The following is a 21735-nucleotide window of genomic DNA, read 5'->3' on the forward strand; positions in this document are numbered from 1 at the left end:
AAAGCGAGACGCGGCGCTGGTCGTCGGTGGTGCGCTTCCCGAGGTCGACAGGATCCTGCCACCCGGTGTCCCCGCCCTGCGGCTGATCGAGGTCGGACGTGTCCTCGCGGTAGTTGTGCACCGGTTCGAACACCGCCGTGTCGGCGTCGGACCCGGCGTAACCGGTGTCCGCGGTCTGCTCGTAGGCCTGGCCTGGGTAGTTCTGTCCGTAGCCCTCGTCGTCGGCGACGGCTGCTGCTGCGGTTCCCCCCGCTGCGGCCCCTGCGGCCGTGCCGACGCCGTGCACCGCCGGCCGACGCTCGCTGCGGTCCTTCTGCGTCTTCCTGGACTCGCGGCTGACGAAGAACCGGCCGAGGAACACGGCGAGCATGGCCGGCACGAAGATCAGCAGGACCGTGAACGCGGCCCCCGACGTGATCTCGAAGAAGAACGAGTTCTGGGTGACGTTGAGGGACGGAATCAGGTTGGCCAGCCAGCTCCCCACACCCGCGACGATGCCGCCGAGCAGGGCCGCCTTCAGCCACAGCATCGTCAGGTCGGCGCCGTCCTCCGGCTCGGGGTTCCGGCGACGGTCCCGGATGCCGTCGATGCCGGCCCAGATCAGTGCCACGAACACGACGATCAGCAGTGCGAGCCATCTCAGAGCGGAACCCTGAAGGGGCCACTGTGTGATCGACACACCGAGGATCACACGAACGAAAACATGTATCAGGGCCATGCCGAGGCCGCGTACCACCCACGCATTCATGGGCACAGCGTAACGAGCGGGTTTTCACCCGTGTGGTCTAACCCACACGGGCGCGCTCTGGAACCTGTTCTCTCCACCGGACGGGTGCCGTCGATCCGCGCCCTCCGGGTGACGATTTGCCGGTACGTTTGACGACATGCCTGCTGATCATGGTTCGCGGCGCGCGGCGCTGCGCGCGGCCCTCGCCGCCCGGGATCTCGACGCGCTTCTGGTGACGAATCTGGTGAACATCCGCTATCTCACCGGGTTCACCGGATCCAACGCCGCCCTGCTCGTGCACGCCGCCGACGCCGAGGGCGCCGAGGAGCGCACCGTCATCTGCACCGACGGCCGCTATCTCACGCAGGTCGGGGAACAGGTTCCCGATCTGCGGGCCGAGATCGCCCGTGCCAGCGCCGCGCACCTCATCGAATCGGTGGGGCGGCGGAGTCCGTCCTCGCTGGCGTTCGAGAGTCACGTCGTCACGGTGGACGAGTTCGCGGCCTGGTCGGTGCTCGCGCCGGACGCGCGGCTCGATCCCGTTCCGGGTCTCGTCGAGGAACTGCGGATGGTGAAGGACGATTTCGAGGTCGGCTTGCTGCGGGCGGCGTGCCTGGCCGCCGACTCCGCGCTCGCCGAGCTGATCGAGCGTGGTGGCCTCCGCCCCGGGCGCACCGAGAAGGAGGTGGGCCGGGAACTCGAGGCGCTGATGCTCGCGCACGGTGCCGACGGCATCTCGTTCGAGACCATCGTCGCGGCGGGCGCCAACTCGGCGATCCCGCACCATCGCCCGACCGAGGCGGTGCTCGCCGGCGGTGACTTCGTGAAGCTGGACTTCGGCGCCGAGGTCGGCGGGTACCACTCGGACATGACCAGAACGTATGTCCTGGGGCAGGCCGCCGACTGGCAACGGGACGTGTATGCGCTGGTCGCGCGGTCGCAAAAGGCTGGACGGGACGCGCTGCGCCCGGGCGCGGAGGTGTCCGCCGTGGACGGTGCCGCCCGCCGGGTCATCGAAGACGCGGGCTACGGAGAACTGTTCCTGCACGGGCTCGGACACGGCGTCGGCCTGGAGATCCACGAAGCTCCGGGAATCGGCAAGCTGGGCACCGGTACACTTCTGGACGGTGCGGCGGTGACCGTCGAGCCGGGCGTGTACTTCTCCGGGCGCGGAGGCGTGCGGATCGAGGACACGCTCGTGGTTCGTGAGCAGGGACCGGAGCTGCTCACACTCACCACCAAAGACCTGACTGTCGTGTAGACGGTTTCGACCTTATCGAGGAGACGCGAAGCAAGTGGCTTCCACTAGTGATTTCAAGAACGGCCTGGTCCTGCAGATCGAGGGCCAGCTGTGGACGATTACCGAGTTCCAGCACGTGAAGCCCGGCAAGGGTCCCGCGTTCGTGCGCACCAAGTTGAAGAACGTGCTCTCGGGCAAGGTCGTCGACAAGACGTTCAACGCCGGCGTCAAGGTGGACACGGCCACGGTCGACCGCCGCGACATGACGTACCTGTACCACGACGGCACCGACTACATCTTCATGGACGGCGACACCTACGACCAGATCTCGATCAGCGAGGCCACCGTCGGCGACGGCGCCCGCTTCATGCTCGAGAACATGGCCGTGCAGGTTGCGACGCACGAGGACGTTCCGCTGTTCGTGGAACTGCCCGTCACCGTCGAACTGGTGGTCCAGCACACCGATCCCGGTCTGCAGGGCGACCGCTCCACCGGTGGCACCAAGCCGGCCACCCTCGAGACCGGTGCCGAGATCAACGTTCCGCTGTTCATCAACACCGGCGACAAGCTGAAGGTCGATTCCCGCGACGGCAACTACCTCGGGCGTGTGAATTCCTGAGTGTCCGGTACGCATAAGAAACTCGGCGCACGGCACAAGGCCCGCAAGCGCGCCGTCGATTTCCTCTTCGAGGCCGAGGCGCGAGATCTCGATCCGGTCGATCTCGCGACCGAACGCGCGGACCTGTCCGGTAAGGACGATTCCGTGGCACCGGTCGCTCCGTACACCGTCACCGTGGTGACCGGGGTCGCGGAGAACCTGGACCGCATCGACGAGGTGATCTCGTCCCACCTGCAGGACTGGACGCTCGAGCGGCTGCCCGCCGTCGACCGCGCCATCCTGCGCATCGCCGTGTGGGAGCTGTTCCACGCCACCGACGTGCCTCCGGTCGTGGCCGTGGACGAGGCGGTGGAGCTGGCCAAACAGCTGTCCACCGACGAGTCGCCGGGTTTCGTGAACGGCATCCTCGGTCAGGTCGTGCTGGTGGCCCCGCAGGTGCGGTCGGCTGCGGCCGCGACGTCGCGGCGCGCCGAGACCGCCGGCGGCGAGTCGACCGACGCAGGCTCGTAAGTTCGTGTCCCGCTGCGGGCCCGCGACGGCGGGCCCGCAGGTCAGGGGTCCGGGCCTGGCGCAGTCGACGCGCTGATAAGCTGTCCGCGTCAGGCATCCTTTAACGATCCGTCCAGTGAGGCGGAGAAGGAGGTCGTTGTATGCGCGTGCCCGAAGGGTCTCGCCCCGCCGGGGAACCGGCGGATTCAACACCAGAGTCGTCCCCGTCCGTCGAACCCGCACGCGAGCTGCTGTCCGCAGCCGATGTGGGACGGACCATTGCGCGAATCGCGCACCAGATCATCGAGAAGACCGCGCTGGACGCCGCCGACGGTGACGCGCCGCGTGTCGTCCTGATCGGCATCCCCACCCGGGGCACGACGCTCGCCGCGCGCCTCGCCGGGAAGGTCGAAGAATTCTCCGGGGTGCGCCCATCGGTCGGCTCGCTCGACATCACCCTGTACCGCGACGACCTGCGCACCAAACCGCACCGTCCCCTCGAGCGCACGTCGGTGCCCGAGGGCGGTGTCGACAACACTCTGGTCGTGCTCGTCGACGACGTGCTGTTCTCCGGCCGCACCGTCCGCTCGGCGCTCGACGCCCTCCGTGACCTCGGGCGGCCGCGCGCCGTTCAGCTCGCCGTCCTCGTCGACCGTGGGCACCGCGAACTGCCGCTGCGCGCCGACTACGTGGGCAAGAACGTGCCCACCGCCCGCACCGAGGACGTCAAGGTGCTCCTGAGCGAACACGATGGCCGCGACGCGGTCATGATCTCCGGGGGGAAGAGCTAAGTGAAGCACCTGTTGTCGATCGCGGACCTGACACGGGACTCGGCTGTCGAACTCCTCGACGAGGCCGAACGCTTCGAACAAGCCCTCCTCGGACGTGAGGTGCGGAAGCTCCCGACGCTGCGCGGCCGGACGGTCATGACCGTGTTCTTCGAGAACTCGACCCGGACCCGCGTGTCGTTCGAGGTCGCCGGGAAGTGGATGAGCGCCGACGTCATCAACGTCAGCGCCTCGAGTTCGTCGGTGTCCAAGGGCGAATCCCTCCGGGACACGGCGATGACGCTGCGCGCTGCCGGCGCCGACGCTCTGATCGTGCGCCACCCCGCGTCGGGTGCGGCGCACCAGATCGCGAAGTGGACCGGGCATCAGGACGACGGCGGACCGGCGGTCATCAACGCCGGCGACGGTACCCATGAACATCCCACCCAGGCGCTGCTCGACGCGCTCACACTGCGTCAGCGTCTCGGCGACATCGAGGGCAAGCGCATCGCCATCGTCGGCGACATCCTGCACAGCCGGGTCGCGCGGTCGAACGCACTGTTGCTGTCGATGCTCGGCGCCGAGGTGGTCCTCGTCGCGCCGCCCACGCTGCTCCCCGTGGGGGTGTCCACCTGGCCGGTGTCGGTGGCGCATTCGCTGGACGCGGAGCTTCCCGGCCTCGACGCCGTCCTCATGCTGCGCGTGCAGGCGGAACGGATGAACGGTGGGTTCTTCCCGTCCCAGCGGGAGTACTCGATCAATTACGGCCTGTCGGAGAAGCGGCTCGCGCTGCTTCCCGAGCACGCGGTGGTGCTGCACCCCGGTCCGATGCTGCGCGGCATGGAGATCGCGTCGGCGGTGGCCGATTCGACGAGAACCGCCGTGCTGCAGCAGGTGACCAACGGTGTGCACATGCGGATGGCGGTGCTGTTCCGGCTGCTGGTCGGAGCGGAGGAAGTTGCGGGATGAGTGGTAGCGGGATGAGTGACAGTGCAGTGACAGGAGAGACAGTGCTCATCAAGAACGTGTTGCTGTACGGCGAGGGTGAGCCCACCGACGTTCTGCTCGGTGACGGCGTCATCGTCGCCATCGGCGCGGACGCGGGCAAGGACAGCGCGCCGGACGTCGAGGTGATCGACGCGGCGGGGCAGATCCTGCTCCCCGGTTTCGTCGACCTGCACACGCACCTGCGTGAACCCGGCCGCGAGGACACCGAGACCATCGATTCCGGTTCGGCCGCCGCCGCGCTCGGCGGGTACACCGCGGTATTCGCGATGGCCAACACCAGCCCGGTCGCCGATTCGGTGGTCGTCACCGATCACGTGTGGCGCCGCGGCCAGGAAGTCGGGCTCGTCGACGTACACCCCGTCGGCGCCGTCACCGTCGGGCTCGAGGGCAAGCAGCTCGCCGAGATGGCCACGATGGCGTCGGGAATCGGCCGGGTGCGCATGTTCTCGGACGACGGCCACTGCGTCTACGACCCGCTGATCATGCGCCGGGCGCTCGAGTACTCGAGTTCGCTCGGGGTGCTCATCGCACAGCACGCGGAGGAACCGCGGCTGACCGTCGGCGCCGTCGCGCACGAGGGCCCCACCTCCGCCCGGCTCGGGCTCGCGGGCTGGCCGCGCGCCGCCGAGGAATCGATCGTCGCCCGCGACGCGCTGCTCGCCCGCGACGCCGGGGCGCGTGTGCACATTTGCCACGCCTCCACCGCGGGCACCGTCGAACTGATGAAGTGGGCACGCGGCCAAGGCATTTCGATCACCGCCGAGGTCACCCCGCACCATCTGCTGCTCGACGACACCCGGCTCGAGACCTACGACGCCGTGAACAAGGTGAATCCGCCCCTGCGGGAGGCGAGCGACGTCGCCGCGCTCCGGGCCGGACTGGCCGAGGGGATCATCGACTGCGTCGCGACCGATCACGCACCGCACGCCGAGCAGGACAAGTGCTGCGAGTTCGCGGCCGCCCGACCCGGAATGCTGGGTCTGGAGACCGCTCTGTCGATCGTCGCGCAGACGATGGTCCGCACGGGCCTGCTCGACTGGCGCGGCGTCGCCCGGGTGATGAGCGAGCGGCCCGCCGAGATCGTCGGACTCGACGACCAGGGTCGCCCGATCGAGGTCGGCGAGCCCGCCAACCTCGTGCTGATCGACCCGGACGCCGAATGGACGGTCCACGGCCCCGATCTCGCCAGCGTCGCCCACAACACGCCGTACGAGTCGATGACTCTGCCGGCGCGGGTGACCACGACGATCCTCCGTGGCCGGATCACCGCGAGCGACGGCCAGGCCCGCGTCCCGGTGCGAAACGGCAGGGGATGACGGTGGAGAGAATTCTGTGGGTAGTCGGCCTCGTCGCGTTCTGGGCGCTGGCCATCTTCCTCATGTACATCGGGTGGCGCGGTCGTGCCCGCCGTCAGGCCGACCGGGTCGGGCAACTTCCCCCCGTGCCCGCGCACCTCGGCGAGCAGACGATCGCCCCGGCCACCGGACTGTACGTGGGCAGCACCCTGGCCCCGAGCTGGCAGGACCGGATCGCGGTCGGCGACCTCGGTTTCCGGGCGACGGGGGAAATCTCCCGATACGCAGCCGGGATCCTGCTCGAACGTGACGGAGCGTCGGCGATCTGGATCCCGCAGGACGCGGTCCGCGCCGTGCGCACCGAGCGCGGTCTCGCGGGCAAGGTCATGAGCAAGGACGGCGTCCTCGTGATCCGGTGGGAACTGCCGACGGGCACCGAGATCGACACCGGTTTCCGGAGCGACGACAAGTCCGTGTACCCCGCCTGGGTCAGCGCAGGGGAGCCGGACGGCAAGACAGACAGTGAAGATTCAGCGAATGCGGCGAGCTCTGGTGAGGTCGAGCAGAACGGAGAGAACGCATGAGCGGCTACGACACCGACTCTGCAGTACTGGTCCTCGAGGACGGACGGGTATTCCGGGGCACCACGTTCGGTGCCGTCGGCCAGACCCTCGGTGAGGCTGTCTTCAGCACCGGCATGACCGGTTACCAGGAGACCCTCACCGACCCCAGCTACCACCGCCAGATCGTCGTGGCCACCGCGCCGCAGATCGGCAACACCGGATGGAACGACGAGGACGACGAGTCCGTCGGTCCCACCGGCAGCAGCGCCGAGGCGAAGATCTGGGTCGCCGGGTACGTCGTCCGCGACCCCGCCCGCCGCACCTCCAGCTGGCGCGCCACCGGCTCCCTGCAGGACGAGCTCGTGAAGCAGGGAGTCGTCGGGATCGCCGGCATCGACACCCGCGCCCTGGTCCGCCACCTGCGCACCCGCGGCTCCATGCGCGCCGGGGTGTTCTCCGGCGACGCACTGGCCGACACCGACGTGCTGCTCGACCGCGTGAAGAGCCAGCCGTCGATGCTCGGCGCGGATCTCGCCGGTGAGGTCAGCACCACCAGCGGTTACGTCGTCGAGCCGACCGGGGGAGAATCGCGCTTCACCGTCGCGGCGATCGACCTCGGCATCAAGACCAACACCCCGCGCATGTTCGCCGAGCGCGGCATCCGGGTGCACGTGCTCCCGTCCAACGCGACGCTCGAGCAGATCCTCGATCTGAAGGCCGACGGCGTCTTCCTCTCCAACGGTCCCGGCGACCCGGCGACCGCCGACGGTGCCGTGCACCTCACGAAGGAAGTCATCGGGCAGGGCCTGCCGCTGTTCGGCATCTGCTTCGGCAACCAGATCCTCGGGCGGGCTCTCGGTCTCGGCACCTACAAGATGAAGTTCGGTCACCGGGGCATCAACATCCCGGTCGTCGAACACGAGACGGGACGCATCGCGATCACCGCGCAGAACCACGGGTTCGCGCTCGAGGGCGAGGCCGGGCAGGAGTTCGACACCCCGTTCGGTAAGGCCGTGATCAGCCACACCTGCGCCAACGACGGTGCCGTCGAGGGGGTCCGCCTGCTCGACGGATCCGCCTTCTCGGTGCAGTACCACCCCGAGGCCGCGGCGGGCCCGCACGACGCCGCGTACCTGTTCGACCGCTTCACCAGCCTGCTCGAGGGAGTCAAGAACTAATGCCACGCCGTACAGATCTCTCCCACATCCTGGTGATCGGCTCCGGCCCGATCGTCATCGGCCAGGCCTGTGAGTTCGACTACTCCGGAACCCAGGCCTGCCGGGTGCTGCGCGAGGAGGGCCTGCGGGTCAGCCTCGTCAACTCCAACCCGGCCACGATCATGACCGACCCCGAGTTCGCGGACGCCACATACGTGGAGCCGATCACCGCCGAGTTCGTCGAGAAAGTCATCGCCCTCGAGGCCGAGAAGGGCCACCCGATCGACGCCGTCCTCGCGACCCTCGGCGGCCAGACGGCCCTGAACACCGCGGTGGCGCTGCACGAGCAGGGCATCCTCGAGAAGTACGACGTCGAGCTGATCGGCGCCGACTTCGACGCCATCCAGCGCGGCGAGGACCGGCAGAAGTTCAAGGACATCGTCGCCAAGGTCGGCGGCGAGTCCGCGCGCTCCCGTGTCTGCTACACGATGGACGAGGTCCGCGACACGGTCGCCGAACTGGGCTTCCCCGTCGTCGTGCGGCCGTCGTTCACGATGGGCGGCCTCGGCTCCGGCATGGCCTACGACGACGAGGACCTGACGCGGATCGCCGGCGGCGGCCTCGCCGCGTCGCCCACCGCCAACGTGCTGATCGAGGAGTCGATCCTCGGGTGGAAGGAATACGAGCTCGAGCTGATGCGCGACGGCCGCGACAACGTCGTGATCGTGTGCTCGATCGAGAACGTCGACCCGGTCGGCGTGCACACCGGTGACTCGATCACCGTCGCCCCCGCCATGACGCTCACGGACCGTGAGTACCAGGCGATGCGCGACCTCTCGATAGACATCCTCCGCGAGGTCGGAGTCGACACCGGTGGCTGCAACATCCAGTTCGCCATGGACCCCACCGACGGGCGCCTCGTCGTCATCGAGATGAACCCGCGCGTGTCGCGGTCCAGTGCGCTCGCGTCGAAGGCGACCGGCTTCCCGATCGCGAAGATCGCCGCGAAGCTCGCCATCGGCTACACCCTGGACGAAATCGTCAACGACATCACCAAGGAAACCCCGGCGTGCTTCGAGCCGACCCTCGACTACGTCGTCGTCAAGGCTCCGCGGTTCGCGTTCGAGAAGTTCCCCGGCGCCGACGACACCCTCACCACCACGATGAAGTCGGTCGGTGAGGCCATGTCCATCGGCCGCAACTTCACCGAGGCGTTCGGGAAGGTGCTGCGCTCGCTGGAGACCAAGCGGGCCGGGTACTGGACGGGCCCCGAGGTGGAGGCCACCGACCTCGACAGCCTCCTGGCGGAACTGAGCATCCCCCGCGACGGCCGCGTCTACGGCCTCGAGAAGGCGTTCGCTCTCGGTGCCACCGTCGAGCAGCTGTTCGACGCCACGAAGATCGACCCGTGGTTCCTCGACCAGATCCTGCAGATCCACGAGCTCGGCGACGGGTTGCGTGAGGCGCCCGAGGTGACGGAGCGGGTTCTGCGCCGCGCCAAGCACCACGGCCTGTCGGATCGGCAGATCGCGGCCCTGCGCCCCGAGATCGGCGGCGAGGACGCCGTCCGGGCGCTGCGTGAGCAGTGGAACGTCCACCCCGTGTACAAGACGGTCGACACCTGCGCCGCCGAATTCGAGGCGAAGACGCCGTACCACTACTCCACGTACGAACTCGACCCGGCGGCCGAGTCCGAGGTGGCCCCGCAGACCGAGCGTCCGAAGGTCCTGATCCTCGGTTCCGGACCGAACCGCATCGGTCAGGGCATCGAGTTCGACTACTCCTGCGTCCACGCCGCACTGACGCTGTCGGAGGCCGGTTACGAGACGGTGATGGTCAACTGCAACCCGGAGACCGTCTCCACCGACTACGACACCGCCGACCGCCTGTACTTCGAGCCGCTCACGTTCGAGGACGTGCTCGAGGTGTACCGGGCCGAGTCGCTCTCGGGCACCGTCGCCGGGGTGATCGTGCAGCTCGGCGGTCAGACCCCGCTGGGCCTGGCGAAGCGGCTGAAGGCCGCGGGTGTGCCGATCGTCGGCACCAGCCCGGAGGCGATCGACCTCGCGGAGGATCGCGGCGAGTTCGGCAAGGTGCTGGTCGAAGCCGGTCTGCCCGCTCCCAAGTTCGGCACCGCCACCACGTTCGCCGGGGCCCGCGAGATCGCGGCCGGCATCGGGTACCCGGTGCTGGTGCGCCCGTCGTACGTCCTCGGTGGCCGCGGCATGGAGATCGTCTACGACGAGGCGTCGCTGGAGAGCTACATCTCCCGCGCCACCGAGATCTCCGACGACCGGCCCGTCCTGGTCGACCGGTTCCTGGAAGACGCCATCGAGATCGACGTCGACGCGCTCTGCGACGGCTCCGAGGTGTACCTCGGCGGTGTGATGGAGCACATCGAGGAGGCCGGCATCCACTCGGGCGACTCGGCCTGTGCGCTGCCGCCGATCACCCTCGGCCGCGCCGACCTGGAGAACGTCCGCCGCTCCACGGAGGCGCTCGCCAAGGGCATCGGCGTCAAGGGCCTGCTCAACGTCCAGTACGCACTGAAGGACGACATCCTGTACGTCCTGGAGGCCAACCCCCGCGCCAGCCGCACCGTGCCGTTCGTGTCGAAGGCGACGGCGGTGCAGCTCGCCAAGGCGTGCGCCCGCGTCATGCTGGGCGAGTCCATCGCCGATCTGCGTGCGAGCGGTGTGCTCCCGGCCACCGGCGACGGCGGTTCGACCCCGGCGGACGCGCCTGTCGCCGTGAAGGAGGCCGTGCTGCCGTTCAACCGGTTCCGGCGCGCCGACGGCACCGGGGTGGACACCCTGCTGAGCCCGGAGATGAAGTCGACCGGCGAGGTCATGGGCATCGACGCCGACTTCGGCACCGCGTTCGCGAAGAGCCAGACGGCCGCGTACGGCTCGCTGCCCACGTCGGGGTCGGTGTTCGTCTCCGTCGCCAACAAGGACAAGCGATCGCTGATCTTCCCGGTCAAGCGGCTCGCCGACCTGGGCTTCCGGATCCTGGCCACCGAGGGAACTGCGGCGGTTCTCCGCCGGAACGGGATCACCTGCCAGGAGGTGCACAAGCACTCCGGCGAGAAGCTGGAGGCGGGTGAGCGCACCATCGTCGAGACGATCCGCGACGGCGAGGTCGACATGGTGATCAACACGCCGTACGGCAACTCCGGACCGCGCGTCGACGGCTACGAGATCCGCAGCGCGGCCGTCGCCATGAACATCCCGTGCGTCACCACCGTGCAGGGTGCGTCCGCCGCGGTGCAGGGCATCGAAGCCGCGATCCGCGGCGACATCGGTGTCCAGTCGCTCCAGGCGCTGCACGCGCGGCTGCGGTCGCCCGCCGTGGTCGTGGCTCCCGCGACCGGGTCCGCGTCGTCGTGAGCGGACACCATCACCACCACTCCTGGGTGCATCGGCTGACGTCGGCGGTCGAGCACCGGGGGCGGTTGTGCGTCGGGATCGATCCGCATCCGGGACTGCTCGAGGCGTGGGGGCTGCCCGTCTCCGCCGAGGGGCTGGAGACGTTCGCGGAGATCTGCGTGGAGGCCTTCGTCGGTGAGGTGGCCGTCGTGAAGCCTCAGGTGGCGTTCTTCGAAGCGTACGGCTCCGCCGGGTACGCGGTGCTCGAACGCACCATTTCGGTCCTCAGAGAGGCAGGGACGCTCGTCGTCGCCGATGCCAAGCGCGGGGACATCGGGTCGACGATGGCGGCGTACGCGCAGTCCTGGCTGGGTGCGCAGTCGGCTCTGTCGTCCGATGCCGTGACGGTGTCGCCGTATCTGGGGTTCGGGGCGCTCGACCCGGCGATGTCCCTGGCGGCGGAGCAGGGCCGCGGGCTCTTCGTGCTGGCCCGGACGTCCAATCCGGAGGGCGGCGACCTGCAGGCGGCGCAGACCGCCGGGGGAGTGTCCGTGGCCCAGTCCGTGGTGGACGCGGCGGCCCGGCACAACGACGCGCAACCCGGTCTGGTGGGTCTGGTGGTGGGTGCGACACGCGGACACGGCCTGGATTTGTCGAATTTTTCCGGACCGATTCTCGCGCCCGGTCTCGGCGCCCAGGGCGCGACTCCCGGTGATCTCGCCGACATTTTTCCCGATTCTCGAAAACTGTTGTTGCCGAACAGTTCTCGTGGTGTTCTCGGTGCCGGACCGTCGGTGACGGCACTGCGTGAAGCGGCCGTCAAAGTCCGCGACGAGATCGAGTCCGCACTCTCATAGCCCACCCGAATCCGGCTCTGACCTCGGGGGGTGGGTTCGCAATCGGCGCCGGGCGTGAGTACGGTCGCTATCGCTGCTGGTTATCCAGTGGTTTGGACTATTTGCCAACGACGAGACGGAGGAACCGTGGCCCTTCCCCAGTTGACTGATGAGCAGCGCGCTGCTGCTTTGGAGAAGGCAGCTGCTGCCCGCAAGGCCAGGGCTGAGCTCAAGGAGCGCCTGAAGCGTGGTGGCACCGACCTCAAGCAGGTTCTCAAGGACGCCGAGGACGACGAGATCCTGGGCAAGATGAAGGTGTCGGCACTGCTCGAGGCGCTGCCCAAGGTGGGCAAGGTCAAGGCGCAGGAGATCATGACCGAGCTGGAGATCGCTCCGACCCGTCGCCTCCGTGGCCTCGGCGATCGGCAGCGGAAGGCCCTGCTCGCCAGGTTCGACTTCGAGGCCTGAGCACGACAGTGGTAGCTGACGCACAAGTGTCAGAGAGCAAGACCGCAGTGCGGAGGGGTCGGCTGGTAGTACTGGCCGGCCCCTCGGCCGTCGGTAAGTCCAGCGTGGTGCGACTCCTGCGTGAACGGATGCCGGAGCTCGTCTTCAGCGTGTCCGCGACGACGCGCGACCCACGCCCGGGCGAGGTGGACGGCAAGGACTACCGGTTCACCTCTCGCGACGAGTTCCAGCGGATGATCGAATCCGGTGAGCTGCTCGAATGGGCCGAGATCCACGGCGGACTCCAGCTGTCGGGAACCCCGGCCGCACCCGTCCGCCGGGCGATCGAACAGGGCAAACCGGTGCTCGTCGAGGTCGACCTCGCCGGTGCGCGGGCCGTCCGCGCCGCGATGCCGGAGGCGCTGCTCGTCTTCATGGCGCCCCCGAGTTGGGACGTGCTGGTCGAGAGATTGACCGGCCGGGGCACCGAATCCGCCGACGTCGTGGAGCGGCGTCTCGCGACCGCGAGAGTCGAGCTGGAGGCGCAGGACGAGTTCGACGAGGTCATCGTGAACGAGGATGTCAGCCGATCGTGCGACGAGTTGGTATCCTTGTTGGTTGGACGACCGGAACAGTCCGAGTCGACCCACTAGATCTCACATCAACTAGCCAGAACTATTTCAGGAGATACCGAGTGAGCAGCACCCCCGCAGTAGCGTCCGCAACACCCAGCCACGGCGCCCTGCCGGCTTACGACACCCCGCTCGGCATCACCAATCCTCCGATCGACGAGCTTCTCGCTCGCACGTCGTCGAAGTACGCGCTGGTGATCTACGCGGCCAAGCGGGCGCGTCAGATCAACGATTACTACAACCAGCTCGGTGACGGCATCCTCGAGTACGTCGGCCCCCTCGTGGAGCCGGGCCTGCAGGAGAAGCCGCTGTCGATCGCGCTGCGTGAGATCCACTCCGATCTTCTCGAGCACACCGAAGGCGAGTGAGCGGAGGATCTGCCGTGCCTGAACAGGCAGCGGGCCCGGGCTCCGGGAACGTGACGGATTCACCGGAACCGGTTCCCTCGGGGGCAGCGCGCAAGCGGATCGTCGTCGGTGTCGGTGGCGGCATCGCCGCGTACAAGAGCTGTGCCGTCATTCGGGCCTTCACGGAGGCCGGGCACCATGTGCGGGTCATCCCGACGGAGTCCGCTCTCGAGTTCGTCGGCAAGGCGACGTTCGAGGCGCTGTCGGGCAACCCCGTGCACACGGGTGTGTTCGCCGACGTTCCGCAGGTTCCGCATGTTCGTCTGGGACAGGAAGCGGATCTCGTCGTCATCGCGCCCGCCACCGCCGACCTCATGGCGCGCGCCGTGGCGGGACGCGCCGACGACCTCCTCACCGCGACGCTGCTCACCGCGCGATGTCCCGTGGTGTTCGCTCCCGCGATGCACACGGAGATGTGGGAGCACCCGGCCACCGTCGCGAACGTCGCCACGCTGCGCGCACGCGGCGTGACCGTCATCGAACCCGCATCGGGCCGCCTCACCGGCAAGGACACCGGCGCAGGCCGGCTGCCCGAACCCGACGAGATCGTCGGGTTGGCGTCGCTGCTGGTCGAGCGTCCCGACGCGCTGCCCCGTGATCTCGAGGGCCGGCGGGTCCTCGTGTCCGCGGGCGGCACCCGCGAGCCACTCGACCCGGTGCGATTCCTCGGTAACCGCAGTTCGGGCAAGCAGGGATATGCCATCGCCCGGCTCGCCGTGCAGCGCGGGGCCGAGGTCACCCTCGTCTCCGGCTACACCGCCGGCCTCGCCGACCCGGCCGCCGTCGACGTGGTGCACGTCCGCACGGCGGAAGACATGCGGGTCGCGGTCGCCAAGCACGCGCCCGGATTCGACGCCGTGATCATGGCCGCGGCAGTGGCCGACTTCCGGCCGTCGACGACGGTGGCGAGCAAGATCAAGAAGGGTGCGGGCGAGCCCGACTCGATCGCACTCACCAAGAACGAGGACATCCTCGCCGGCCTGGTGCAGTCCCGGCGGGACGGCGAGATCCCGTCGAAGACCGTGATCGTCGGATTCGCGGCCGAGACGGGCGACGCCGACGGCGACGTCCTCGCGTACGCGCGGGCCAAGCTCGCACGTAAGGGCTGCGACCTCCTCGTCGTCAACGCGGTCGGCGAGGGCAAGGCGTTCGAGGTCGACCACAACGACGGGTGGCTGCTCGGAGCCGACGGTTCCGAGTCCGCGCTCGAGCACGGATCGAAGGCGTTGATGGCGAGCCGGGTGCTCGACGCCGTCGACCAGCTGTTCCGGACACTCTGACGGAAGATCCGGCAGAGTTTCGGTGATTCGAAGGGTGTCACTCCCGCCGGGGTGGCGCTAGGGTCGTTCGCGGTATTACGCAGCTAAGCTGTTTTCAAGTGCTGTTCAGGACAACTGTCGAGAGGGAATTCTGTGAGCCAGTCCGGTAGTCGGCTATTCACCAGTGAGTCTGTGACCGAGGGGCACCCGGACAAGATTTGTGATGCGATCAGCGACTCCATCCTCGACGCGCTCCTCACCGACGACCCGCGCGCCCGCGTCGCCGTCGAGACACTGGTGACCACCGGACAGGTCCACGTCGCCGGCGAGGTCACGACCACCGCCTACGCCGACATTCCCAAGATCGTGCGCGACACCGTGCTCGAGATCGGGTACGACTCCTCGGCCAAGGGCTTCGACGGCAACTCCTGCGGCGTCAACGTCGCGATCGGTGCACAGTCCCCGGAGATCGCCCAGGGCGTCGACCACTCGCACGAGGTCCGCACCGGCGAACTGAGCGACGACGAGATCGACCGTCAGGGCGCGGGCGACCAGGGACTGATGTTCGGGTTCGCCACCACCGACACCCCGGAACTGATGCCGCTGCCGATCGCGCTGGCGCACCGCCTGTCGCGTCGTCTCACCGAGGTCCGCAAGTCCGGTGTCCTGCCGTACCTGCGCCCGGACGGCAAGACCCAGGTCACCATCGAATACGACGGTGACAAGGCGGTTCGCCTCGACACCGTGGTCATCTCGACGCAGCACGCCGCGGACATCGACCTCGACAACCTGCTGACCCCGGATCTGCGGGAGAAGGTTCTCGGATCGGTTCTCGCCGAAATCGACATGCCCGAACTCGACGTCTCGGACATCCGCCTGCTCGTCAACCCGACCGGCAAGTTCGTGCTCGGCGGCCCGATGGGTGACGCCGGCCTGACAGGTCGCAAGATCATCGTCGACACCTACGGCGGCATGGCCCGCCACGGCGGCGGCGCGTTCTCCGGTAAGGACCCCTCGAAGGTCGACCGGTCGGCGGCCTACGCCATGCGCTGGGTGGCCAAGAACGCGGTCGCGGCAGGCCTCGCGGACCGGATCGAGGTCCAGGTGGCGTACGCGATCGGCAAGGCGGCACCGGTGGGTCTGTTCGTCGAGACGTTCGGTACCGAGAAGACGGATCCGGCGCGGATCCAGCAGGCCATCACCGAAACGTTCGACCTGCGACCCGGCGCCATCATCCGCGACCTCGACCTGCTGCGTCCGATCTACGCACAGACCGCGGCGTACGGTCACTTCGGCCGCACCGACATCGACCTCCCGTGGGAGAGCATCGACCGGGCGGAGAAGCTTCGGGCAGCCGCGGGCCTCTGATCGGTAGTCACGGCGCGGCGGGCGCCGCTGCGGTAGGAGCCGCCGCGTGAGCGCGGAAAAGGTTGCGGCAGAAGTAGATCCGGTTGCCCGGGTGCTGCCGCTGCTTCCGCTAGCCCACCTCGACCGCGAATTCGACTATCTCGTTCCGAAGGACCTCGACGAGCAGGCGCAGCCCGGGGTCCGGGTGCGCATCCGGTTCGCCGGACGTCTCGTCGACGGGTTCGTCGTCTCCCGGAACGCGACCAGCGACCATCAGGGCCGTTTCGGCTGGCTCGAACGGGTGATCTCGCCCGAGCGGGTTCTGACCGAGGAGATCACCCGGGTGGTCGACCTCGTCGCCGGCCGATACGCCGGAACCCGCGCGGACGTCCTGCGGCTCGCGATCCCGCCGAGACACGCCCGGGCGGAGTCCGAGGCCGCGTCCGAGCCCCCCGAGGTGCCGGACACCGCAATCGAGACCGAGGCGTGGGACCGGTACGTGCACGGCGGCGCGTTCCTGACCGCACTGTCGGGGGAGCGTGCCCCGCGCGCGGTCTGGCAGGCGCTCCCCGGCGAGGACTGGCCGGCGCGTCTCGCGGAACTGTCGGGGCTCGTCGCCGCCACCGGGGCGAGCACCGTCGTCGTCGTGCCCGATCAGCGCGATCTCGACCGCGTGGTCGCGGCGGTGGAAAAGCTGCTGGGTAAGGACGCGGTCGTCGGACTCGCTGCCGGTCTCGGTCCGGCGCTGCGCTACCGGCGTTGGCTGGCGGCGCTGCGCGGGACGGCAAAGGTCGTCGTCGGGACCCGGAGTTCGGTGTTCGCGCCGACGCCGCGCACCGGGCTGATCGTGGTCTGGGACGACGGGGACGACAACCATTCCGAGCCGCGCGCACCGTATCCGCACGCTCGCGAGGTGGCGCTGCTCCGCGCGTACGCCAGTGGCTGCGCGGTGGTACTGGCCGGACATGCGCGCACCGCGGAGGCCCAGGCGCTGGTCGACTCGGGGTGGGCGCACGATCTCGTGGCCTCCCGGGACTCGGTGCGGGCGGCCGCCCCGAAGATCACCGCACTCGCTGACAGTGACCACGCCCTGGCCCGCGATCCCGGTGCCCGCGCAGCCCGGCTGCCCGCGATCGCGTTCGCGGCTGCCCGGGAGGCGCTCGGCGCCGGCCGGGGAGTGCTGGTTCAGGTGCCCCGGCGCGGCTACGTGCCCAGCCTCGCGTGCGGCAAGTGCCGGGCGCCCGCGCGATGCCGACGATGCAACGGACCTCTCGCGCTGCCGTCAGCGGCCGGCCCGGACGGGGCGGGGACGCCCGCGTGCCGGTGGTGTGGCGTCGCCGACGCCGCACACCGCTGCCACGCGTGCGGAGCGAAGGCGCTGCGGGCCGTCGTGGTCGGTGCCGGACGGACCGCCGAGGAACTGGGTCGCGCGTTTCCCGGGGTCGCCGTCCGGATGTCGGGGGGCACGGACGTCGTCGACGAGGTGAAGGAGGGTCCCACCCTCGTGGTGTCGACGGTCGGGGCCGAACCGGTGATGCCGGGCGGCTACGGCGCGGCGTTGCTGCTGGACGGCTGGGCGCTGCTGGGTCGTCCCGACCTGCGCGCCGCCGAGGAGACGCTGCGGCGGTGGATGACGGCGTCGTCGCTCGTGCGCCCGTTCGTCGAGGGCGGTCAGGTGGTCGTGGTCGCCGATTCGGGGATTCCGACCGTGCAGGCGCTGGTTCGCTGGGATCCGGTCGGTCACGCCCGTGCGCAGTACGAGGAGCGGGCGGAGGTCGGATTTCCGCCCGCCATCCACCTCGCGGCGATCGACGGCAGCGCGAAGGCGATCGCCGACCTCCTGGAGCTCGCCGATCTGCCGGCGAATGCGGAATTGCTCGGTCCGGTCGAGTTGCCGGCGGGGGAGCGGCTGCCGTTCACCGGCGACGCGCCGGAGCCGGCGGACGTGGAGCGGATGCTGATCCGGGTGCCCCGTGGCGAGGGAAAGCCGCTGGCCAAAGTGCTGGGAGAGGCGCAGTCGGTGCGCAGCGCGCGTAAGGACTCGCAGCCTGCCCGGGTCCAGATCGACCCCATTCGGATCGGCTAGTTCCGCCCCCGGGGTGACACAAAGGAATGGCACGGAGGTTTACCCCTCCCTGCCACTTTCACCATATAACGCACCGGGGGCCTTGCGGCAAGACCCGGGTCGTGCCGCAGAATCTCCCACCGAAGCCAAGCCTGCGGAAATCAGTTCGCGGCGTATGTGGGGGTTTTCATGATTGACGTGATCGTTGCCGGCAGCGGACCGACCGGCCTGATGCTGGCCTGCGAGTTGCGGCTGCACGGCGTGCAGGTGCTCGTGCTGGAGAAGGAGGCCGAGCCGACCAGGCATGTCCGGTCGCTGGGCCTGCACGTGCGCAGCGTCGAGGTGATGGACCAGCGCGGTCTGCTGGAGCGGTTCCTCGCGCTCGGCAAGCAGTACCCCGTCGGCGGTTTCTTCGCCGGTATCAGCAAGCCGCGGCCCGACCGGCTGGACACCGCACATCCGTACATTCTCGGCATCCCGCAGCCCGTCACCGAGCGCCTGCTGATCGAGCACGCCACCGAACTCGGCGTCGAGATCCGGCGTTGCTGCGAACTGGTCGGGCTGAGCCAGAACGAGGACGGGGTGACCGCCCTGCCGGCCGACGGCACACAGCTGCACTCGCGCTACCTCGTCGGTTGCGACGGCGGCCGCAGCACGGTGCGCAAGCTGCTCGGCGTCGGCTTCCCCGGCGAGCCCACCCGGGTCGAGTCGCTGCTGGGCGAGATGGAGGTGGCCGCGCCGCCGGAGACGCTGAACGCGGTGGTGGCTGAGGTCCGCAAGACCCACAAGGGGTTCGGCGCCGGGCCCTCCGGGGACGGGGTGTACCGCGTCGTCGTGCCCGCCGAGGGGGTGGCCGAGGACCGGTCGGTCCCGCCGACCCTCGAGGAGTTCAAGCAACAGCTGCGGGTGTTCGCCGGCACCGACTTCGGCGTGCACTCACCGCGGTGGCTGTCCCGCTTCGGCGACGCCACCCGGCTGGCCGAGCGCTACCGGGTCGGCCGGGTGTTGCTGGCCGGCGACGCGGCGCACGTCCATCCACCGCTGGGCGGGCAGGGCCTCAACCTCGGCGTCCAGGACGCGTTCAATCTGGGCTGGAAACTGGCCGCCGAGGTCAACGGCTGGGCACCGGAGGGGCTGCTGGACAGCTACCACACCGAACGGCACCCGGTAGCGGCCGACGTGCTGAACAACACCCGCGTGCAGTCCGAGCTGCTGTCCGCCGCCCCGGGTCCCCAGGCGGTGCGACGGCTGCTGTCGGAACTGATGGACCTCGAGGAGGTGAACCGGTACCTGACCGAGAAAGTCACCGCGATCGGGGTCCGCTACGACTTCGGGGAGGGGCACGAACTGCTCGGCCGCCGGCTGCGCGACATCGGGCTGAAGCGGGGGCGCCTCTACGCGCTGATGCACGGTGGCCGCGGATTGCTGCTCGACCAGACCGGCCGGCTTTCGGTGGCGGGCTGGGCAGACCGGGTCGACCACGTCGTCGACGTCAGCGAGGAACTGGACGTGCCCGCGGTGCTGCTGCGGCCGGACGGCTACGTGGCATGGGTCGGGGGAGACCAGCAGGATCTGGTCGGCCAACTGCCCAGGTGGTTCGGCGCGGCCGCCGGCTGAGCGCGAACGCCTCCGGGCTCAGCCGGCCACAGCGCCCTTCGGGTACGGGCCGACTTGACGATCGTCACAGAAATGGGTCTTGTCGGGTTCCAATTGACGATATATCGTTGATGCATCAGCGATACAGAAGGAGGCTGATGATGGAAGACTTCCATTTCGAACACAGGGGTGCCCGACGGGACCGATTCACACGCGAACGGACGGGAGGGCCCGAGGGGCCCCACCGTCACGGACACCGGCGAGGCCGCTTCGGCCCCGAGGGTGATCCCGGCTTCGGTCCGGGAATGCACTTCGGACGCGGACGCGGACGGGGTGGCAGGGGACGGCGCGGCGATGTCCGCTCCGCGATCCTGCTGCTGCTCACCGAGGAGCCGATGCACGGCTACGAGCTGATTCAGCAGATCGTCGAACGCAGCGACGGGGTCTGGAAGCCCAGTCCCGGTTCGATCTACCCCGCGTTGTCACAGCTCGAGGACGAGGGTCTGGTGCTCATCGAAAAGGTGGCGGGTCGCAAGACTGCACGCCTGACGGACGAGGGCAAGGCCTTCGTCGAAGCGAACAAGACCGAACTCGGCACCCCGTGGGACGACGTGCGGGAGAGTGTCGGCCGGCCCGCCGAGGACCTGCGGGGTCTGATCGGGTTGCTGATGGGTGCCGCGGGTCAGGTCGCCGCGGTCGGTGACGACGACCAGGTCCGGCGTGCCGGCGAGATCCTCACCGAGGCGCGGCGCGCGATGTATCGCCTTCTCGCGGAAGACGATCAGAGCGAAGCCGGCAAGGATGACACCGACTCGTAGGGCGCCACGGCTCACCGCGGGCCCGCCGACTCGGCGCGACAGCGCGTGCACATTCTGGGAAGGTTCACAGGAATGTCACGGCGAAGTCGGGAGAGATCATGAGGTTTCGGGGTGCCGGTGCGGTCGTCACGGGTGTCGTCCTGCTGATGTCCGGCGCAGTGTCCACCGCCCACGCGGACGACGCCTCACCGGCCCAGCCCGTCGTGCCCACCACGGCCGGGCTTCCTCAGAACGGCCGTAGTGCCGCCGCCGCGTATGCGCACGAGCACCCGGACAGCGCACCCGCGGGATCGAACGACTTCTCCTGCACACCCTCCCCGGACCACCCGGAGCCGGTGGTGCTCGCGCACGGCACCGACGCCAGCGCCTACGCGGACTGGGCCGCCCTGTCGCCCATGCTCGCCGCGGACGGCTACTGCGTGTTCGCGCTCAACTACGGCGGAGCACCGGGTGCCGATTCCTACGGCACCGAGGACATCGTCGCGAGCGCGGAGGAGTTCGGCCGGTTCGTCGACCGGGTCCGCGACGCGACCGGCGCCGACAAAGTGGACACCGTCGGATACTCGCAGGGTGCGAACGTCACGCGGTACTACGTCAACAAGCTCGGCGGCGCCCCGTTCGTCGACCACTGGGTCGGACTGGCGTCGCCCAGCTACGGGGGAGTGATGTACGGCCTCGTTCCGATCGTGCAGGCGCTTCCCGGCGGACCGGACTTCGCCCGCACGGTGACGTCGGTGGCCGTCAGTCAGCAGATGCAGGGCTCGCCGTTCATGAACGCCCTCAACGCGGGCGGTGACACCGTGCCCGGTGTCGCGTACACGACGATCGGGTCTCGGTACGACGAGATGATCCAGCCGTACACGAACATGGCGCTCCACGGCGCCGGGGCCGACAACATCCTGATCCAGGATCGATGCCCCCAGGACGGCACCGGACATTTCCAGGCGCCCTACGATCCGTTCGCGCTCGACCTCGTCCGGGCGGCGCTCGACCAGGACGCGACTCCGCTGGCTCGTTGCGAGTTCGTCCCGGTCGGTGCGGGTATTCCGCAGGTGATTCTCGACAGCAACAGATAGACCCACGAATGAGGCGGGG

19 protein-coding genes and 1 pseudogene are annotated in these 21735 nt (G+C 69.1%); 19 read left to right on the plus strand and 1 reads right to left on the minus strand.

Going from position 1 to position 21735, the window contains the following annotated elements; genetic code table 11:
- Nucleotides 1-10 precede the first annotated feature (10 nt).
- Nucleotides 11-748: pseudogene (locus AZG88_RS55270) on the minus strand (B-4DMT family transporter); the annotation flags it as partial.
- A gap of 136 nt (nt 749-884) precedes the next feature.
- Between AZG88_RS55270 and AZG88_RS10050 the strand changes: the two are divergent.
- From AZG88_RS10050 to AZG88_RS10140, 19 genes are all read left to right on the plus strand, one after another.
- Nucleotides 885-1988 carry a M24 family metallopeptidase gene (locus AZG88_RS10050; protein ID WP_005241688.1) on the plus strand — a complete coding sequence of 368 codons (1104 nt, stop codon included), beginning with the start codon at nt 885-887 and terminating at the stop codon, nt 1986-1988.
- Between the two features lie 34 nt (nt 1989-2022).
- A complete protein-coding gene (efp, locus tag AZG88_RS10055; protein ID WP_005241702.1) occupies nt 2023-2586 on the plus strand; it encodes an elongation factor P in 564 nt (187 codons plus the stop codon).
- On the plus strand, nt 2587-3096 hold the full coding sequence (gene nusB / locus AZG88_RS10060) for a transcription antitermination factor NusB (RefSeq protein ID WP_005241711.1): 510 nt from the start codon (nt 2587-2589) through the stop codon (nt 3094-3096).
- Between the two features lie 140 nt (nt 3097-3236).
- Nucleotides 3237-3866 (plus strand): bifunctional pyr operon transcriptional regulator/uracil phosphoribosyltransferase PyrR, encoded by a 630-nt coding sequence (gene pyrR, locus AZG88_RS10065; RefSeq protein ID WP_025432521.1) that lies wholly within the window; start codon nt 3237-3239, stop codon nt 3864-3866.
- Nucleotides 3867-4811 carry an aspartate carbamoyltransferase catalytic subunit gene (locus tag AZG88_RS10070; RefSeq protein ID WP_025432522.1) on the plus strand — a complete coding sequence of 315 codons (945 nt, stop codon included), beginning with the start codon at nt 3867-3869 and terminating at the stop codon, nt 4809-4811.
- Nucleotides 4812-4822: 11 nt separating this feature from the next.
- Nucleotides 4823-6166: a dihydroorotase gene (locus tag AZG88_RS10075; protein WP_061697597.1), complete on the plus strand. Its 1344-nt coding sequence runs from the start codon at nt 4823-4825 to the stop codon at nt 6164-6166.
- Nucleotides 6163-6729 (plus strand): PH-like domain-containing protein, encoded by a 567-nt coding sequence (locus tag AZG88_RS10080; protein ID WP_061697598.1) that lies wholly within the window; start codon nt 6163-6165, stop codon nt 6727-6729. The genes AZG88_RS10075 and AZG88_RS10080 overlap by 4 nt, the downstream gene beginning before the upstream one ends.
- Nucleotides 6726-7886, plus strand: coding sequence for a glutamine-hydrolyzing carbamoyl-phosphate synthase small subunit (gene carA, locus AZG88_RS10085; protein ID WP_005241721.1), 1161 nt, complete (start codon nt 6726-6728; stop codon nt 7884-7886). Before AZG88_RS10080 ends, carA begins: the two co-directional genes overlap by 4 nt.
- A complete protein-coding gene (carB, locus tag AZG88_RS10090) occupies nt 7886-11254 on the plus strand; it encodes a carbamoyl-phosphate synthase large subunit (RefSeq protein WP_037179238.1) in 3369 nt (1122 codons plus the stop codon). The genes carA and carB overlap by 1 nt, the downstream gene beginning before the upstream one ends.
- Entirely contained in the window at nt 11251-12090 is an 840-nt protein-coding gene (pyrF, locus tag AZG88_RS10095; RefSeq protein ID WP_179443187.1) for an orotidine-5'-phosphate decarboxylase, read from the plus strand. Before carB ends, pyrF begins: the two co-directional genes overlap by 4 nt.
- Before the next feature lie 126 nt (nt 12091-12216).
- A complete protein-coding gene (mihF, locus tag AZG88_RS10100) occupies nt 12217-12537 on the plus strand; it encodes an integration host factor, actinobacterial type (RefSeq protein ID WP_005262298.1) in 321 nt (106 codons plus the stop codon).
- Between the two features lie 8 nt (nt 12538-12545).
- A complete protein-coding gene (gmk, locus tag AZG88_RS10105; protein WP_025432524.1) occupies nt 12546-13169 on the plus strand; it encodes a guanylate kinase in 624 nt (207 codons plus the stop codon).
- 41 nt (nt 13170-13210) lie between these two features.
- Nucleotides 13211-13516 carry a DNA-directed RNA polymerase subunit omega gene (rpoZ, locus tag AZG88_RS10110; RefSeq protein WP_005241734.1) on the plus strand — a complete coding sequence of 102 codons (306 nt, stop codon included), beginning with the start codon at nt 13211-13213 and terminating at the stop codon, nt 13514-13516.
- Nucleotides 13517-13530: 14 nt separating this feature from the next.
- Entirely contained in the window at nt 13531-14835 is a 1305-nt protein-coding gene (coaBC, locus tag AZG88_RS10115) for a bifunctional phosphopantothenoylcysteine decarboxylase/phosphopantothenate--cysteine ligase CoaBC (RefSeq protein WP_061697599.1), read from the plus strand.
- Between the two features lie 132 nt (nt 14836-14967).
- Nucleotides 14968-16182, plus strand: coding sequence for a methionine adenosyltransferase (gene metK / locus AZG88_RS10120; protein WP_005241739.1), 1215 nt, complete (start codon nt 14968-14970; stop codon nt 16180-16182).
- Nucleotides 16183-16228: 46 nt separating this feature from the next.
- A complete protein-coding gene (locus AZG88_RS10125; protein WP_082833273.1) occupies nt 16229-18247 on the plus strand; it encodes a primosomal protein N' in 2019 nt (672 codons plus the stop codon).
- 168 nt (nt 18248-18415) lie between these two features.
- Nucleotides 18416-19843, plus strand: a complete 1428-nt coding sequence (rox, locus tag AZG88_RS10130; protein ID WP_061697601.1) for a rifampin monooxygenase — start codon at nt 18416-18418, stop codon at nt 19841-19843.
- A gap of 140 nt (nt 19844-19983) precedes the next feature.
- Complete coding sequence (locus tag AZG88_RS10135) at nt 19984-20640, plus strand: PadR family transcriptional regulator (RefSeq protein ID WP_061045027.1); 657 nt, start codon at nt 19984-19986, stop codon at nt 20638-20640.
- A 98-nt stretch (nt 20641-20738) separates the two neighbouring features.
- The gene (locus tag AZG88_RS10140; protein ID WP_025432529.1) at nt 20739-21716 is read left to right on the plus strand and encodes an esterase/lipase family protein; all 978 of its coding nucleotides are present in this window, start codon (nt 20739-20741) and stop codon (nt 21714-21716) included.
- Nucleotides 21717-21735: the final 19 nt, after the last annotated feature.

Origin of the sequence: Rhodococcus sp. LB1 (assembly GCF_001583455.1) — a bacterium.
GTDB lineage: Bacteria > Actinomycetota > Actinomycetes > Mycobacteriales > Mycobacteriaceae > Rhodococcus_F > Rhodococcus_F opacus.

What these genes read in the sequence shown, in the direction of transcription:
- AZG88_RS10140 (WP_025432529.1), top strand. Translation starts at nt 20,739, where the DNA reads ATGAGGTTTCGGGGTGCCGGTGCGGTCGTCACGGGTGTCGTCCTGCTG.
- AZG88_RS10080 (WP_061697598.1), top strand. Translation starts at nt 6,163, where the DNA reads ATGACGGTGGAGAGAATTCTGTGGGTAGTCGGCCTCGTCGCGTTCTGG.
- rox (WP_061697601.1), top strand. Translation starts at nt 18,416, where the DNA reads ATGATTGACGTGATCGTTGCCGGCAGCGGACCGACCGGCCTGATGCTG.
- AZG88_RS10075 (WP_061697597.1), top strand. Translation starts at nt 4,823, where the DNA reads ATGAGTGACAGTGCAGTGACAGGAGAGACAGTGCTCATCAAGAACGTG.
- carA (WP_005241721.1), top strand. Translation starts at nt 6,726, where the DNA reads ATGAGCGGCTACGACACCGACTCTGCAGTACTGGTCCTCGAGGACGGA.
- pyrR (WP_025432521.1), top strand. Translation starts at nt 3,237, where the DNA reads ATGCGCGTGCCCGAAGGGTCTCGCCCCGCCGGGGAACCGGCGGATTCA.
- AZG88_RS10135 (WP_061045027.1), top strand. Translation starts at nt 19,984, where the DNA reads ATGGAAGACTTCCATTTCGAACACAGGGGTGCCCGACGGGACCGATTC.
- carB (WP_037179238.1), top strand. Translation starts at nt 7,886, where the DNA reads ATGCCACGCCGTACAGATCTCTCCCACATCCTGGTGATCGGCTCCGGC.
- AZG88_RS10050 (WP_005241688.1), top strand. Translation starts at nt 885, where the DNA reads ATGCCTGCTGATCATGGTTCGCGGCGCGCGGCGCTGCGCGCGGCCCTC.